The organism is Allokutzneria albata, assembly GCF_900103775.1.
Taxonomy (GTDB): Bacteria; Actinomycetota; Actinomycetes; order Mycobacteriales; family Pseudonocardiaceae; genus Allokutzneria; species Allokutzneria albata.
In genome coordinates this window covers 5,180,982-5,196,942 of sequence record NZ_LT629701.1, presented here as the reverse complement: position 1 = coordinate 5,196,942, position 15,961 = coordinate 5,180,982, and the positions used below count along the sequence as shown (strand labels likewise).

Sequence of the window (15,961 nt, the reverse complement as noted above, 5' to 3'; positions counted from 1 at the left end):
TTCTCCTGTTGCGGCGCGTTGAAGAGTCCGCGTTATACAGGTTTGGCAACGAATGGAATCGCGTTTGCGGGGGTTGAGGCCATGGCATCGCATCGTGTGTGGATTGCCGCGAAGTGCTCGGTGCGGACGGCTGCGGTCGCGCTGACCGTGGTGGGTTGCGCCTCGGCTCCGCTGGCTCCGCCGCCAGGTGCTCCTGCTTCGCCGCAGAGCCGGCCGACGAGTACGCCTTCTCCGGGCGAGGTCGCTCGTCGGGATGCGCTGGCGGCGTATGCGGGGATGTGGGAGGCGATGGCGGTGGCGGCGGAGACCTCGGACGCGGCGTCGCCAGGGCTGAAGAGGTTCGCCGCGGACCACGCGCTGGAGCAGATTCTCGCGTCGCTGCTCGATGATCACCGCAAGGGCGTCACGTCGAAGGGGCGTCCGACGATCTCGCCGACAGTCACCCGCGCGGAACCCGCCGATGCGCCAACCGAGGTGAGGATCTCCGATTGCGGTGATGACTCGAACTGGGTGAAGCGCAACTCCACCGGTGAACTGGCTGATCCGGCGGATGTGGGTGGGCGGCACCGGATCGAGGCGTCGGTTGTGCTGCGTGACGGCGTGTGGCTGGTGACCGATTTCCGGTTGAGGGCGGCGGGAACATGCTGACCCGGGGACTGTCCACGGTGGTGTTCGCGTCAGTGTTGGTGCTCGCCGCCGCGGGCCCGGCGTCGGCGGGGCGCGGGTGGGGGAGCGCGGTGTGCGAGCAAGCCACGGGTGGCTGCGATCTCGCCGCCGGGACGCGTCCGAGCCCGAACGCCGCTCGGGAGCGTCTGAAGGTGGAGGGCGCGACGAGGTCGGCGTGCACCTACTACGAGATCGTTGACGGCGCCGCGTTCGAAGCGTTGCTCGGCGCGAAGGGCGGAGCAACGCGGCACGCGCCCGCTGGGCACCGGCATTACTTGAAGAGCTGTCCGGGGGAGCGGCCGGAGTTCGTGGTGCTCGGCCCGGGCGCGCCTGCTCCGCCGTCGCCGGAGGAGGTGGCGCGCGAGGCTCGGGGACGGCTTCGGCTCCCGGCGCCTCGGGTGGTGATGAGCCCGGGGCTGCGGCATCTGGTGGGGTTGCCGTCGTGGTTGTGGCTGGAGCGCGCGGGTTGGCGTTCGGTGTCGGAAACCGTTGCGGTGCCGGGGGTGTCGGTGACCGCGACCGCGACCCCGGTGTTGGTGTCGTGGTCGATGGGCGACGGCACGACGGTGTCGTGTAGCGGGCCCGGGACCCCGTACGTGCCGGGCGGGGCCCCGGGTGCGGCCTCGCCTGACTGCGGGCACGTGTTCCGGTTCCCGTCGACCGGGCAGCGCGGCGGGGTGTTCGCGGTGACCGCGACGGTGCGCTGGCGCGTGACCTGGGCCGGCGCGGGGCAAGCGGGAGTGCTGCCGGAGTTGACGATGACCGGCCGCGCGAGCGCGCGAGTGGTGGAGGTTCAGGCGCTGGCCACCGTCTAGCGCCCCCTGTTTTCCCTGTAGCACAACAACTTTCGTGAGTGTCGTCGGCGCGTTGGTGACGCGTCGCGGGTAGCGCTGTGCCTGGAGGAGGTCAGAGGTGATCGCTCACAGTCCCGTCCCACCCTCCGGTGCCCCGGCGGGAAAGAGTTGGGGCGCCACGAGTTCTGGAGTGCCAAGGCGGAGTGTTCCGCATCTGGTGGCCGCGCTGTTGCTGGTGACGGTGTGCGCGGGCGCGGGTGCTCTGGTCGCGGCGCAGTGGGGCGCGCGGGAGACGGTGCTCGTGCTTGCCCGTCCGGTCGACGCCGGGAGCGTGCTGGCGCGAGAGGATCTGACGACTGTCGGGATCGCTGTCGATACTGGCCTGGATGCCGTGCCCGCCGCCGCGAGCGGAACCGTGGTGGGGCAGGCAGTGGCGTACGCGGTCCCGGCGGGCACGCTGCTGACCCGAGGCCTGCTCGGCGCGGCACAGTCCCCGCCCGCCGGGCGGGCGGTGGTGGCGGTCGTGGTGTCGCCGGGGCAGTGGCCCCCGTCGCTGGCGCGCGGCGCCCGTGTCGCCGTCCAGGCCAGCCCGACGTCGTCGCCGACCGCTTCGACTGTGTCCGGGACAGCTCCGTCGATGCCGGGTTCGGCGTGGACGGCGGTCGTGGTGGACGTCAACGCCCGCGAGGGCGACAAGACCGTGTTGTCGCTGCTGCTGGCGGAACGGGAGGCCCGCGCGGTCGCCGCGGTGCCGGTCGGCCAGCTCAGCGTGGTGCACCTGGCCCACGGGGGTGGTCGGTGATGTTGCTGGCGATCGCGTCGGTGAAGGGCTCGCCCGGGGTGACGACCACCGCGCTGGCCTTCGCCGTTTGCTGGCCGACCCGCGACGGCGCGGTGGTGGTGGAAGCCGATCCTGCGGGCGGGGATCTCGCCGCGCGGTGCGGACTGGGGGAGCCAGGACTGGTGAGCCTGGCCGCCCACGCCCGCTCCCACAGCGATCCCGGGTACGGCTCGCTGCTGCTCACCCACACCCGGGCCCTGCCCTCAGGGATACTGGCGGTCGTCGGCCCGGTGGGTGCGAGGCAGGCGCGTGCGGCCCTGTCCGTGCTCGCCGCGCAGCCGATGCTGCTGCGTCACGCCGCCGGTCCGGGAGGGCCAGCGGTGATTGTGGATTGTGGGCGCCTGGATGCCGAGTCCGTGGTGTTGCCGTTGGTCCGGGTCGCGGACGCGGTGGTGCTGGTGGCGCGGGCCCAGGACGCCGATCTTGCCCACGCGCTCGACGCGCTGCCGATGATCGCCGGGCTGACCCCGCAACCGGCGTTCGTGCTCGCCGGACCGGGCCACAGCGAGGCCGAGGTCGCCGCCGCGTTGGGGATCGCGGTCATGGGCCGCCTCCCCTGGGATGCGCGCGGAGCCGCCGCCCTCTACCGGCCCTCCCGCGCACACCAGGCGCCGTCGCGGTCCGCGCTCGGGCACGCGGCGGCCCGCCTGGCGAACCTGCTGTACCGGCACCACCAGCACCGCCTCCGCACCACCACGGCCACGGGACCGCTGCACGCGCCCCTGCAGGGAGCGTGTGGGGACGTCGAGCTGGCGTTCGGGCTGCGGTCATGACCGCCTCCGAGCAGCAGCGCTTGCCCGGCCCGGCGGATCTTCCGCACCGTTCGCCCGGCGATGCCGAGGCACGCGCGCGGCTACGGCAGCGGTTGCGCACGGAGATCACCGCCGGGTTGGCCGAGCGGGTCGCGGCGGATGAAGCCGCCGGACGCCCGCCGCTGACCGCGCAGGAGCGGCGCGTGCTGGCCGAACAGCTCGGGCGGCGCGTCGCGGACGCCCAGGCGTGCAGTGAGCTGGGTCGGGGTGGAGTGTTGCTGGACCACGAGATCGAGCAGCGGGTGCTGGTCGGGGTGCTCGATGACCTGCTGGGGTTGGGTGGGCTGGAGCCGCTGCTGGCCGATGAGGCGATCGAGAACATCAACATCACCGGCTGCGACCGGGTGTTCGTGCGCTACCACGACGGCCGCCGCGCCCGCCTGGCCCCGGTCGTGGCCACCGACGGCGAGCTGGTGGAGCTGATTCGCGAGCTCGCCGCGCGCTCTGGGGTGGAGGAGCGGCGCTTCGATCGGGCCGCGCCGATCGTCAACCTCGTGCTGGCGGACGGCGCGCGGTTGTCGGCGGTGATGGCGGTGACCGCGCGGCCGTCGTTGTCGATCCGCCGTCACCGGCTGCGCCACGTGAGCCTTGCCCAGCTGCGCGCGAACGGCACGATCACCGTCGCCTTGGAGAACTTGCTCGGCGCGATGGTCCGAGCACGCAAGAACATCGTGATCTCCGGTGCCGCGGCCGCCGGTAAGACCACGTTGTTGCGGGCGTTGGCGGCGGAGATCCCGGTGTGGGAACGGCTGATCACCGTCGAGGACGTCGCCGAGCTCCGCCTCGATGACGATGCCCGGCATCCGGATCGTGTTGCGCTGCAAGCCCGCGAACCCAACGTCGAAGGCGTGGGCGCGGTGTCGGCGGCGGAGTTGGTGTGGCAGTCGCTGCGGATGTCCCCGGACCGCGTGCTTGTCGGCGAGGTCCGCGGCGCGGAGGTGATCCCGATGCTGGCGGCGATGAGCATGGGCACCGACGGGTCCCTGTCCACCGTGCACGCCTCCGCCAGTGACGGGGTGTTCCTCAAGCTCGCCGCCTACGCCGCCCAGGCTGAGCGCCTGCCGTTCGAGGCGACCGCGGCGCTGATCGCCGCCGGGGTGGACATGGTGGTGCACCTGGATTCCCCTCGCGGCCAGCCCAGTGCGCGGGTGGTGTCCTCGATCCGCGAGGTCACCGGCGTCGACGGCGCCCAGGTCATCTCGAATGAGATCTGGGCCCCTGGACCCGATCGCCGCGCCGTGCCCGCGGCGCCGTTGCGTGAGCGCACGGTCGAGCAGCTGTGCGACTACGGCTACAACCCTGCCCTCGCGTCCTCGTCGGGGTGGTCACCGTGACGCCGCTGCTGACCGGCGTCCTGGTCGGCGCGGGCATCGGCACCGGCGCCCTGCTCGCGATCGCGGGTGCCCGACGCATCCCGCGACCACCCCGTGCCCGGCTCCGGTTGTTCGGTGGCGAGCGACGGTGGTGGGCCGTCGCGCTGGTCGCCGGGCTGCTCGTCGGCGTGGTGACGGGATGGCCGGTGGCCGGGCTGCTCGCCGCGGTGGGGGTGCTCGGCGCGCCCTGGATCGCGCGCGCGACAGGCGATCTGCGGACGAGAGTCGATCGGATCGAGGCGATCGCTGCGTGGACCGCGCAGCTGCGCGATGTCCTGGCCGCCGCGGCTGGGCTGGAGCAGGCGCTGCGCGCCACCACTACCACCGCGCCTGAGGCCATCCGGGCCGAGGTCACCACGCTCGCCGGCACCCTGTCCGCCGGTGGTCCGCTGGTGCCCGCGCTGCGCCAGCTCGCTGATGAGCTTGCCGACTCGACCGCCGACGTCGTGATCGCCGTCCTGGTACTCGCCGCCTCCCGCCAGGCCCGCACTCTCGCGCCACTGCTGGGCGAGCTCGCCGCTGAGGCGAGCGTGCAGGCACGGCTGCGGATCCGCATCGACACCGCCCGGGCCCGCACGAGGACCAGCGTCCGCGTCATCGCCTCCACCACGATCCTGTTCGCCACCGGCATGGTGGTGTTCAACCGCGACTTCCTCGCCCCCTACGACACCACGACCGGACAACTTGTCCTCAGCCTCGTCGGTGCCGTGTTCGCCGGGGCGATGGCGTGGTTGATGCGACTGTCCCGTGTGGAGGAACCCCCACGCCTGCTCATCACCCAGCCGGGAGGGCGGTCGTCGTGATCGTGATGGTGGCGTTGGGAGCGGGGCTGGGGCTTGGCCTGTGGGCTCTGCTCGTCTGGGCACGCCCCGCGCGGCCGTCGCTGGCCACCGTCCTGCACCGCCTGCACACCCCCGAACAACTCATCGAAACACCGGTGGCTCGGCGGGTGCGGGTGTTCGCGGCGTTCGGGTTGCCGAGCACACGGGTGCGCGGGGACCTCGCGCTGACCGAGACCGCGATCGACCGGCACGTTCAGACGCAGCTACTTGCTACCGGAGCCGGGCTCGTCCTCCCCGTGCTCGCCTGCGTCGCCCTCGCCTTGCTCGACACCGGACCGGGGTGGGAGATAGCTGTGCTGGTCGGACTGTTCGGTGCGGTGGCCGGGTTCGTCGTCCCGGATCTCGCGCTCGCCCGCCGCGCCCAGCGGTTGCGCGCCGAACTCGACCACGCGGTGGCCGGGTATCTGTCGATGGCGCGGATTCTGCTCGCCGCCGGAGCCGGAGTCGAAAGCGCGCTCACCGACGCCGCCACCATCAGCGACACCACCGCCTTCACCCGCATCCGCGCCACGTTGGCCACCGCCCGCATAACGCGCACCAACCCCTGGTCCGCACTCGCCCAGCTTGGGTCTGATCTCGGTGTCCCGGCGCTGCGGGAGGTCGGCGCGGTGCTCAGCCTCGCCGGCACCGAAGGCGCCCGCGTCCGGGAAAGCCTGACCGCCAAGACCGCCTCGCTGCGCGAGCGCCAGGCCGCCGACACCGAGGCCGCCGCCGCGGTGGCCACCGAACGCATGGCCCTGCCCACCGTGCTGCTGTGCGCCGGGTTCCTGCTCTTCCTCGGCTACCCCGCCCTCGCCGTGGTCCTGGGAGGCATCTGAGCAACTCCTTTGCCCGCCAACAGAAAGAAGACGTGATCATGTTCAGTGAATGGGAGCTGGTGCTGCTGCACCTGCGCGTGCTCTGGCGTCGACTGCGCACCGAAGACGACGGCTATTCCACCGAGGCCGTCATCGTCATCGCCGCGTTGGCGATCACGGCGATCGCCATAATGGCGATCATCGCCGCCAAAATCACGGCCAAAGCACGCGGAATCACCCTCTAGCCATGAACACCCACGACACCACCCCAAACAGTCCACAGAGGACTGATCGGTGGGGGCGGCTGCGGCGGCTCCTGCGGGAAGAGAACGGCAGCGCCACCGTGGAGCTGGTGATCGCCGCGCCGCTGGTGATGCTCATGGTCACCCTGGCCTTCCAGATCGCGGTGTGGGCGCACGCCACCCACATCGCCCGCGCCGCCGCGACCACCGGGCTCGCCGCCGCCCGCGTCGTCGACGCCACGGCGAGCCACGGCGAGGCCGCCGCGCAGCGCGTGCTCGACCAGCTCGGCGCCGGGCCGCTGCGCGCCAGCCGCGTTGCTCTCACCCGCGGGCAGCGGGAGGTCGTGGTGCGCGTGTCCGGCACCGCGACCAACATCCTGCCCGGCCTGCGCCTGCCCGTGCGCGCCGAAGCCGCCGGGCCCGTCCAACGCCTCACCGCCTCGCCCGGGACACAGCCATGACCACGCCGCGGCAACCCCGACCACCAGCAGGCCACATGCGATCGCGGAGCACCGCGCGACAAGGGCTGACACCCGCTCTTGTCGACGTGGCCGTCACGCAACGGTCGCCGAGCGTCCTGCGGCGATGGCTGGCCGAGGACACCGGGTCGGCGTCGGTCGAGCTGGTGCTGCTCGCTCCGCTGGCCGTGCTGCTAGTGCTGTTCCTCGTGCTGTGCGGCCGCGTCGTCGACGCACGGATGCTGCTAGCCGACGCCGCGCACCAGGCCGCCCGCGCGGGCAGCCTCGCCCGCACCGCCCCCGACGCACACACCGCCGCCCGCGCCGTCGCCGATCGAGCGCTCTCCGACAGTCGCCTGCGGTGCCGGGGGAGCACGGTCACCGTGGACACCACCGGCTTCCGTCCCGGTGGGGCGATCACCGTCACACTCACCTGCCCCGTCGACGTCGCCGACCTCACCTCCCTCAGCATCCCCGGCCGCATCGGGCTCACCAGCCACGCGAGTTCACCGCTGGATCGCTACAGGGCCACCACGGGCGGAGACCGGCCGTGACCGCGTTCTTGGTCGTGCTGACCACCACGATCCTTGCCGCCGCCGGCCTCGTGCTCGACGGCGGCCACGCCCTGGCCGCCAAGATCGACGCCCTCGGCCTTGCCCGCGAAGCCGCTCGCACCGGCGCCCAGGAACTTGACCTCGACCACCTCCGCTCCACCGGCACCGTGCGCCTCTCACCCCGCGCCTCCGCAGCTGCCGCGCGGGAATTCCTGCGCGAGGCAAGCCGTACCGGCACGGCGAGCGCCACAAGCACCACGGTGACGGTCATCGTCACGATCACCCGCCCCACCCAGCTACTGCGGCTGCTCGGCATCACCGAGCTGACCGTCACCGCCACCGCAACCGCCCAACCCCGAACCCCAAGCAGCACACCCTGAACACCCACATCGCCGCATCCGAGCCGAGGAAAGGAACCGTCGCCATGACAACACCAGAAGAAGTCCAGCGACGCGTCGCCGACAGTGACGCCTCACGCAGTACACGGAGAGCCGAGGCAGCAAAGCAGATCTTCGAGTTGGCCCAACGCCGCACCGCGGTCGCCCAGCACCTGGAGGACGTCGAACGCCAGCTCGGCGAGATCCTCACGAACGCCAGCGAGGACATCGCGATCGACGAACTGGCGCGGTTCACCGACATCCCGGTCGCAGACCTCACGCGCTGGCGCGACATGCGCCCGACCGCCCGCACCAAGCGCAGAAAGACCGCCGGCGGCGCGACGGGGACGAAGAACACCACCCGGCGAGCAACAGCAGCAGAACCAACACCACCGCGCCCTCGCGATGCCACAACACCGGGGACCGCGGACACGCCCGCTCCCACCCCCATGGAGGCGAGATGACCCGCACTCGAACCCCCGGCGGCACACCATGAACACCCAATTCCACCACGACGGGCCCCTGCTGCGCGCAACCCGGCGTCTGGGGGCCCTGCTTGTGCTTGCCACGGTGGTGGTCGGGTTGCCGATCGCGCTCGTGCACGCCGTCGGCTGGCCGCTACCGGAGCAGTGGCCCACCGGCGAGGTCATCGTGTTCGCCCTGACCACACCACCCAGTCAGGCCCTGATCTTGAACGGCCTCGCCTGCGCCTGCTGGCTGCTGTGGGCGTGGTTCACCACCGAGATCGCGGTGTGCGCGCTCCAGTTCGCCTGCGATCGCACACTCCGACGCCCTCGCCGAGGGCCTGTTCGGCGCGGGGCGACCATGCTCGTCGGCAGCCTCGTGCTCTCCCTGCTCACCCAACGCGTCGCCACTGCCACAACCATGCCGACCGTAGTCGAGCACACCACGGACCTTCGGCGCGAGCCGATCGCGCTCTCGCCCGGCCGCCCGGCACCACCGCCGATGGCCAGTGAACGCGTCCGGCGCGGCGACAGCCTGTGGCGGATCAGCGAACGCCTCCTCGGTGACGGCACCGCGTGGCCGATCCTGTTCGCGCAGAACACAGGAATCACGCAATCCGACGGCAGAACCCTCACCAACCCGCACAAGATCCGTCCCGGATGGACGATCACCTACCGCGGCACGGGCCCCGTCGCGCCAGCACCACCAAGCCCGCCTCCACCACCACAACCACCGAGCCATCCCACACCGCCCGAGCCATCGAGCCCACGCTCATCCACACCACCCGGAACTCCGGCTCCCGCACAGGCCGTCGACCGCGAGACCTCCACGGAGAACACCAACACCGCCGGCATCCTCACCGCCGGCATCGCCGCCATCCTCAGCGGCGTGCTGCTCCTCCTGCGCCGCCACCAGCGCAAGCGCACGCGAACTAGCTGCCGCGAGCACGTCGACATCCCCACCGCGCCCACGGTGTACCGGCTGCGTGCCGCAACTCGTCACCACCAGCCGCCTCAGACCGAGCAGCGGCCCGCACGGCTCACCCGCAGCGTCACACCCTCGGCTGCTCCCCGCACATTTCTTGCCACCGGAGACGGCCAAGCCACATCGGCCTGCGCCACCGACCTGGAAGTCACCGAGACGAGCCCGACACCGTCAACCGTCCCGTGCCAGCGGAGTACCACGGGGACTTCCGTCACCGACACCGAATTCCCCCGTGAGCCCGATGGCACCACCGAAGCGGTCCCGGGAAGGGAATCCACTGCGACCGCAGCCACAACCTCATCAGCGGCCCGCGCGTTCGATGACCTCGATCCTGCACCGGGGGAGATCACCATCACCGTGCTCGGGACACCACGCGTGCACTGGCACCCCGCGCCAAGCCGCACCGAGACCGAGGGGCAGCGGCACGAGATCACCGGGGCGCTGCAGCCCAAGACGCGGGAACTGCTGGTGTTGTTGGCAATGCATCCCGACGGCACCACTCGCGAGGCGCTGGTGTCAGCCTTGTGGGGACAAGACCCACCAGCTCGCCCGACTAACGCGTTGCACACCGCGCTGGCGCGACTGCGCCACGCCCTGGCCGCGGCGACGGACGGGGCGGTCGCCGAGATCGCTGTGGTCGACAACGGCCGCTACCGGCTTGACCCGGCGAAGGTCCGCGTCGACTACTGGCGGTTCGCCACCGCGGTGTCCGCGCGCCGTGCCGCCCCCAGTGAGCAGGCGCGGGTGAAGGCGTACCGGGAGGTGGTGAACAGCTACGGCGGACCGGTGGCCGAGGGTATGACGGGCGCGTGGATCGAGCCGGTACGCGAAGCGGTCCGCCGCGATGCCCTGGACGCGGTGGCTGCGCTGGCACGGGCCCTGGTCGATTCCGATCCGCAGCAGACGCTTGACCTGCTGGAGATCGCCCGCGCGTTCGACCCCTACAACGAGTTGCTCTACCGCGACATCATGCGCCTGCAAGCCAACCTCGGTCAGGCCGACGCCATCCCCCGGACGCTGACCCTGCTGACCACCCGCCTCGCCGAGATCGACGAAGCACCCAGCCCGCAGGCGCGTGAACTCGCTCTGCGCTTGAGCCACCGCGACATCGCGACCGTGCCCGCAGGACCAGCCGCCAGAGGCGAGCATGGCCGCGGCCCGACGCGGTGAAGACAGCACGCTCATGCCCGCTGGCGCCGTCGAGACCGCTGCACACCGCGCTCTCGGCCGCCGCAGCGTTCTCGCTAGGAATCTGGCGCGCGCGCCTGAAGTCGCCTGCGGCCATGCGCAAAGCCTTCGCAAGTACAGAAGATTGTCCTTCTGCTGTCTTTTTCGGCGCTCGTCTCCGGATGCTATGGTCCGACGTGGCGTGCACGTTCAAGCGTTCGGAGTCACGTCAACCAGCACTGCCTCCCAAGATGTCCTCGCTCGTCGCACAGCGGCGCTGGCGAGGCCGATCGAAAAGACTCGTACCCGCCTCTCAGTCGGAGAGGCGGTAGGCCGAACAACACTTGAGGACTTTCGGATTGCCATGCCGTCACGGACTCTTCCCGTGCGCGCGAAACGCGCCGTCAATCCGACGCTGCGAGTCCCTCGGCCAAGCGAGCGAGGCCGCAGACTGGGGCTGGTGTACGCGTCGCGCACTGTCGAAGACAGGACGTGAGGGGCCGCACTGTCGGGAGAGGCGACGGTGCCGACGGCCCCTGCCGTCAGGGGTTCACACAGGGGATCAGGTTGGGGATCAGACGGAGGATCACCTTAGACAACCACCCCGTGCCCCTCGCATCGCCGCTGGCCAGCGCGCTATGGGTGGATCAGCTGGTAGCCCAGACTCGCTTGCCCGCAAGCGGAGGAACACATCGGGGCGGGTGCGGTCGCGTCCGCCGCGGCAGTTGAGGGTGCTCACCTCGCCTGGCCCCCCACATCCCCGACCGTACGCCCTTCTTTATGGTTGTTTTATATTTTTCGCAGTGTTGCCGTGCCGGAATTGTTGCCGGCGCGTGTCGTGGGGTTTGGGTTTGCATTCATGGGGTTTCATTGCGACGGCTAATGTCATCTCATTGAGAAAAGAGTCTTGAAAAACACCCTGATTCCGATTGTGCGCGCGGCGTGGTCGAGTTATATTTGGGTTGTTCACCGGAAAGTCGGAGGTCATAGCGAATGCCACGTCCGGCGTGAGCCTTGTCCAGAAATAGAAGTCGACCATGTGCTACGCCGACACCATCACCGAAAACAACGGCACAGTTACCGCCTACTGCGATTGCGAGTAGGGCGACCACGGGCACCGTTGTCAGGAAACGGCCGACGCCGCCGCCGAAACCCACCAGAACACCCCCGACGACACCGCGATCGCCTGACCCGGCACCGGACCGGCTTGATCGAAAGGAACCCGCGATGACCACCCCGACCACGCCCGCCACCGCCACGCCCGCCGCCCCGGCGGGCGGGTCGGCGCACCGGCTACGCAACGGCGAACTCCGCGCCATGGTTGCGCGGGTATTGGCCGACAACGCGGGCACGGACTTGACCCCGCGCACCATCGCCGCCCTGTTGGGCGGGCGGTCGTCGGGTGCGGTCGGCAACGCGCTGACCGTGCTCGCGGGCATGGGGGCGGCCCGCGTCGTGTCGGCCGCGCCGTTGATGTACCGGGCGACCGCGACCACTGCGACGGTTGCCGCCGCCACCATCACCCCCGCCCCGGCGGCGGTGGGCGTGCCCCGGTCCCGTCGCCGCACGAGTCCGCGCGGCGTGCCCGCCCCGGCAGCGCCCGCGCCCGGTGCGGCGGTGGCGTCCGGTCCGGTGACACGGCCGAACGGGATGACCTACCACCCCCGGATGTTGTCGGGGATGCCGGACGTGACCGCGTTGCGGCGGTTGCGCGACGCCGGGGTCGCCGCCCTGCTGTACGGGCCACCCGGGACCGGGAAAACCTCGGTCGTCGAGGCCGCTTTCGGTGACCTGGTCACGGTTCAGGGCGACGGGGACACCACGGTTGCCGACATCGTGGGCGAGTACACCCAAACCCCGGACGGGAAGTTTGTGTTCGTGCACGGCCCGCTCGTGCGCGCGATGCGCGAAGGCCGGACCCTGTTCATCGACGACGCCACGCTCATCCCGCCGACCGTGCTCGCCGTGGTCTACCCGGCGATGGACGGCCGCCGCCAAATCCTGATCAAAGCCAACGGCGGTGAGGTGATCGACGCCGCCCCCGGGTTCTACGTGGTCGCCGGACACAACCCCGGTGTGCACGGCGCGGTGCTCTCGGATGCGTTGGCATCACGGTTTTCCGTGCAAATCCAAGTCTCCACCGACTACGACCTCGCCGCGCAACTCAAGATCGACAAACGGGCCGTGGCGGTGGCACGCAACCTGTCCACCCGGCAGGCCAGTGGCGAGGTTCGGTGGGCGCCGCAACTGCGGGAACTGTTGGCGTTTCAGAAGATCTCCGATGTGTTGGGTGTCGACGCCGCCGCCGGAAACCTGATCGGCACCGCCCCGGAAGAAGACCGCGACATCGTGGCCACCGCCGTACGTACCGCCTTCGGTAAAACCGTTGCCCCGCTGGCACTCGGCGCCCGCGTCTAACACCCCCACTCGGACCGTCTGGAAAGGACACCCGCGATGACCGCGCACATGATCGCCGATCCGACCGCCACCGGTTCGGCCGTATTCCCCGCTGCCCCCGGATGGGACGCGCTCTCGGCCGCGCTGACCGCCGAAGTCCCGGTCATCGCCGACCGCGACGACCTCCTTGTCACCATCGCCCCCGGCGCCGGACACGGTGCCCCGGCGTGCTTCCTGCCCGCCATGGCGATGATCGAAATCGACGGGACCCACCTGCACCCGGTTGACCCCGCCACCGCGACACCGCACCGGATCAGCGACCGCACACGCTACGCCCCCATGTGGGGCGCGCTGACCCACGAATGCGCACACAGCAAACACACCCGCTGGGTGCCGCCCCCGCCCGACGCTGACCCGGGCGCGGTCGAGGCCGCGCTGTTGTTGGAAGAGCCCCGGATTGAACGCGCGCAGATCCGCCGCCGCCCCGATGACCGGCACTGGTTGCGCGCGTGCGTGAAAACCATCGTCACCGACGGCCTGAACCTCAACGACCCCGCCCTCGCCCCGGCGATGACCCCGCGCGATGCCGCCCGTACCGCAGCCCTGTTCCTCGCGCGCACCGACGGCGGCATCCTCACCCGCGCCGAAACCGCCCCCGTCGCCCTCGCCGTGGAAGCGGTGCTCGGCGCGGAGACACTCGGCAAGCTGCCGGCGTTGTGGCGCAAGGCATTCCGCGTCGCCGACGACGACACCGACGCCATGCTCGACCTCGGCCGCCAATGGTGCGAGATCATCGGGCCCGACCCCGACACCGTGCCGCCGCACCTGGAAGACCCGACCGCCGCATCCGACCCGTCCGCCACCCCGACGCCGTCCCCGCTGGCCGACGCGATCGGCAAGACCCTGCGCAAGGTGGCACGCGCGGTGGCACGAGCGAAGCTCCCGGACGATCCCGCCGAGGTCACCGCCCGCGCGAAAGCCGCCGCCGAGGCCGCAGCGAAGAACGCCGCCGACACCGCCCGCACCGTGTTTTCCACACCCAGCGGTTCGCGGAAGGGCCCCACCGCAACGACCGGTACCCGCCCGCCCACCACCAGTGAGCGGACCGCCGCACGGGTGCTCGGGCGCGCGCTCACCACCGCCGGAGCACGTGAGCGGGTCGCGACCAAGACGACCTCGCCGATCCCACCCGGACGCCTGCGGATGCGCGGCGCGCTGGCACGCCAGGCACAACTCGCCTCCGGGGCGATGCCGACCGCCGAACCATTCACCCGCACCACTCGCGCCGCCGTACCCATCCCACCGCTGCGGCTGGGCATTGCCTGCGACGTGTCCGGGTCCATGAACGCCTTCGCGGAACCGGTCGCCTCCACTGCGTGGATTCTGGCCACCGCCGCCGCGCAGACCCCGGTGCCCGCCGACACCGCCACCGTGATCTTCGGCCACCACGTCCGCCCGATCACCCACCCCGGCACCGCACCCGCCACCGTGACCGACTTCGCCACCCGCGACAACTGGGAAGCCGTCGACACCGCCATCGACGCCCTCGACGGCGCACTCGACCTCTCCCGCCCCGGCGCCGCCCGGCTGCTGGTCATCGTCTCCGACGGCGACTTCCGCCCCGAACCCCGCCAACGCGGGCAACAACTCCTCGACCGGTTGCGGGCCAATGGATGCGCCGTGCTGTGGATCACCCCGGACGTGCCCTGGCGCAACCCGCTGACCGGAACCACTGTGCACGTGATGACCGACCCCACCACCACCGCCCAAGCCATCGGCCGCGCCGCCACCGCCGCACTCCGCGCCACCCGCTGAACACCACCAACACGCGCCACGCCGAGAGGTGATCACCGTGCACGACAACGGCATCACGACCGTAGCGACCTGATCGCCGCCCTCACGGCCTACGACCCCGCCACACCCATCCGGATCGCCACCGAGGGCGCCGAATTCATGGACCACACCATCGGGCGCGTCGTGTGCACTCCCGGCGACAAGGACAGCGACTGCAGCCTGCCCAACGAGGTGCCCGGAGTGCGGATCAGCACCGGCGACTCCTGCTGCTGCCTCCCCGACAGCGCCGCCGACGCCCTCAGGTGGTCATGGTGACCACGCCTGTAACCGTTCCCGGACAACGAATACAGCCTTGGCGCAACCTGGCAACGGAGAACGCGATGACCAACAACGACGACCAGGCTCCCTCGCGTTGATGGCGCAGCGTCGCCCGGGCGGTCGACCGATGTAGCAGCGACGTATGCCGTCACGGCAAGCCATGGGCTATCCGCATGGTTGAGCTTGGCAGTGTTGATATGACAGGTAGGGTCGGAGAATGCTGGCCTCCACTGTTTCGTGCCTGGACGCGTGGTATGCCAGCGTGTTTGGTCTCGACCGAAGCGATCTGTGGCAACGAGTGACTGCAGTACCGCGCACGAAGCCTGGCCCTATCGAGGGGTACTACATCGTCTGGCGCGGCGAGGGCGTTCATGTGTCGGCGCCGCCGGAGGCTGGTCGCGTTGTCCATGAGGAGTTGACGGCCGATTCGATCAAGACGATCCAAAACGTGCCATTCTGGCGAGATTTTGCCGCAGCACGGTCACTTCGGGTGGTCGGGCCGAGCAAACACACCTACCTGGATACCGATCCTGGCCCCGCACCAGGTGTCGTCGCGGTGGATGCCGCTGCGGTTTCCGAGCTGCGAGCGCTGGTTGACGAACAGGACTGGGCCGAGTCCGGATGGAACGACCAGCCAGCACACACCTTCGGGCTCTATGACCAGGGTCGGCTCGTCGCCGCGTCCAACCTGAACTCCTTCGCCGGCCAACCCCGCGACATCGGCGTACTCGTCGCGCCCGCCTGGCGCGGCCGTGGCCTGTCGACCGCGGTCGGCAGGCACGCTGCCTCATTCGCCGTCCATCACTACGACTTCGCCCGCTGGGGCGCACAGAGCGCAAACCGAGCCTCGTGCGCTGCTGCGCAGCGGCTCGGATTCCAGCCATGGTGTACGCAGCTGACCATCCGCTGACTGCGGACTCAGAAGGTCAGCGCGGCACGAGCGTCAACGGCATGGCGTGTATCTGACAGAGCCACACCTAGAGAAGGTACGTACTTGTTGCTCGAGTGGGTGCGGGGCGAGTGCTGGATCTGGAGTGATGCGCAAAGTTCTCCGTGCTCCCGCCTGGGCACAGCCGCAAC

Annotated in this window: 17 protein-coding genes; all 17 read left to right on the top strand. The window is 70.6% G+C overall.

Annotated elements, in window-relative coordinates:
• Positions 1 to 288 precede the first annotated feature (288 nt).
• The 17 genes from BLT28_RS23115 (at position 289) to BLT28_RS40380 (ending at position 15,791) form a co-directional block, all read left to right on the top strand.
• Positions 289 to 648: a hypothetical protein gene (locus tag BLT28_RS23115; RefSeq protein WP_156051644.1), complete on the top strand. Its 360-nt coding sequence runs from the start codon at positions 289 to 291 to the stop codon at positions 646 to 648.
• Positions 642 to 1,481 (top strand): hypothetical protein, encoded by an 840-nt coding sequence (locus BLT28_RS41435; RefSeq protein ID WP_030432665.1) that lies wholly within the window; start codon positions 642 to 644, stop codon positions 1,479 to 1,481. The genes BLT28_RS23115 and BLT28_RS41435 overlap by 7 nt, the downstream gene beginning before the upstream one ends.
• 196 nt (positions 1,482 to 1,677) lie before the next feature.
• Complete coding sequence (locus tag BLT28_RS23105; protein ID WP_052408002.1) at positions 1,678 to 2,262, top strand: SAF domain-containing protein; 585 nt, start codon at positions 1,678 to 1,680, stop codon at positions 2,260 to 2,262.
• Positions 2,262 to 3,074 (top strand): P-loop NTPase family protein, encoded by an 813-nt coding sequence (locus tag BLT28_RS23100; RefSeq protein ID WP_052408003.1) that lies wholly within the window; start codon positions 2,262 to 2,264, stop codon positions 3,072 to 3,074. The genes BLT28_RS23105 and BLT28_RS23100 overlap by 1 nt, the downstream gene beginning before the upstream one ends.
• The gene (locus BLT28_RS23095) at positions 3,071 to 4,447 is read left to right on the top strand and encodes a CpaF family protein (protein ID WP_052408004.1); all 1,377 of its coding nucleotides are present in this window, start codon (positions 3,071 to 3,073) and stop codon (positions 4,445 to 4,447) included. The genes BLT28_RS23100 and BLT28_RS23095 overlap by 4 nt, the downstream gene beginning before the upstream one ends.
• Positions 4,444 to 5,289, top strand: coding sequence for a type II secretion system F family protein (locus BLT28_RS23090; RefSeq protein ID WP_231950389.1), 846 nt, complete (start codon positions 4,444 to 4,446; stop codon positions 5,287 to 5,289). The genes BLT28_RS23095 and BLT28_RS23090 overlap by 4 nt, the downstream gene beginning before the upstream one ends.
• Positions 5,286 to 6,146 (top strand): type II secretion system F family protein, encoded by an 861-nt coding sequence (locus tag BLT28_RS23085; protein WP_052408006.1) that lies wholly within the window; start codon positions 5,286 to 5,288, stop codon positions 6,144 to 6,146. Before BLT28_RS23090 ends, BLT28_RS23085 begins: the two co-directional genes overlap by 4 nt.
• A 32-nt stretch (positions 6,147 to 6,178) precedes the next feature.
• A complete protein-coding gene (locus BLT28_RS23080; protein ID WP_043813602.1) occupies positions 6,179 to 6,370 on the top strand; it encodes a hypothetical protein in 192 nt (63 codons plus the stop codon).
• 2 nt (positions 6,371 to 6,372) lie between these two features.
• Complete coding sequence (locus BLT28_RS23075) at positions 6,373 to 6,828, top strand: TadE family protein (RefSeq protein ID WP_052408007.1); 456 nt, start codon at positions 6,373 to 6,375, stop codon at positions 6,826 to 6,828.
• 35 nt (positions 6,829 to 6,863) lie between these two features.
• On the top strand, positions 6,864 to 7,379 hold the full coding sequence (locus BLT28_RS23070) for a TadE/TadG family type IV pilus assembly protein (protein ID WP_081900709.1): 516 nt from the start codon (positions 6,864 to 6,866) through the stop codon (positions 7,377 to 7,379).
• Positions 7,376 to 7,759: a hypothetical protein gene (locus BLT28_RS23065; protein WP_043813603.1), complete on the top strand. Its 384-nt coding sequence runs from the start codon at positions 7,376 to 7,378 to the stop codon at positions 7,757 to 7,759. Before BLT28_RS23070 ends, BLT28_RS23065 begins: the two co-directional genes overlap by 4 nt.
• A gap of 44 nt (positions 7,760 to 7,803) precedes the next feature.
• Complete coding sequence (locus BLT28_RS23060) at positions 7,804 to 8,220, top strand: hypothetical protein (RefSeq protein ID WP_030432675.1); 417 nt, start codon at positions 7,804 to 7,806, stop codon at positions 8,218 to 8,220.
• A gap of 106 nt (positions 8,221 to 8,326) precedes the next feature.
• On the top strand, positions 8,327 to 10,375 hold the full coding sequence (locus BLT28_RS23055; protein WP_162184924.1) for a winged helix-turn-helix domain-containing protein: 2,049 nt from the start codon (positions 8,327 to 8,329) through the stop codon (positions 10,373 to 10,375).
• A 1,224-nt stretch (positions 10,376 to 11,599) separates the two neighbouring features.
• Positions 11,600 to 12,790 carry an AAA family ATPase gene (locus BLT28_RS23050; protein ID WP_030432677.1) on the top strand — a complete coding sequence of 397 codons (1,191 nt, stop codon included), beginning with the start codon at positions 11,600 to 11,602 and terminating at the stop codon, positions 12,788 to 12,790.
• A gap of 36 nt (positions 12,791 to 12,826) precedes the next feature.
• Entirely contained in the window at positions 12,827 to 14,584 is a 1,758-nt protein-coding gene (locus BLT28_RS23045; protein WP_030432678.1) for a VWA domain-containing protein, read from the top strand.
• Between the two features lie 138 nt (positions 14,585 to 14,722).
• Entirely contained in the window at positions 14,723 to 14,878 is a 156-nt protein-coding gene (locus BLT28_RS40385) for a hypothetical protein (RefSeq protein WP_156051650.1), read from the top strand.
• Positions 14,879 to 15,098: 220 nt separating this feature from the next.
• Positions 15,099 to 15,791 (top strand): GNAT family N-acetyltransferase, encoded by a 693-nt coding sequence (locus BLT28_RS40380; RefSeq protein WP_156051651.1) that lies wholly within the window; start codon positions 15,099 to 15,101, stop codon positions 15,789 to 15,791.
• Positions 15,792 to 15,961: the final 170 nt, after the last annotated feature.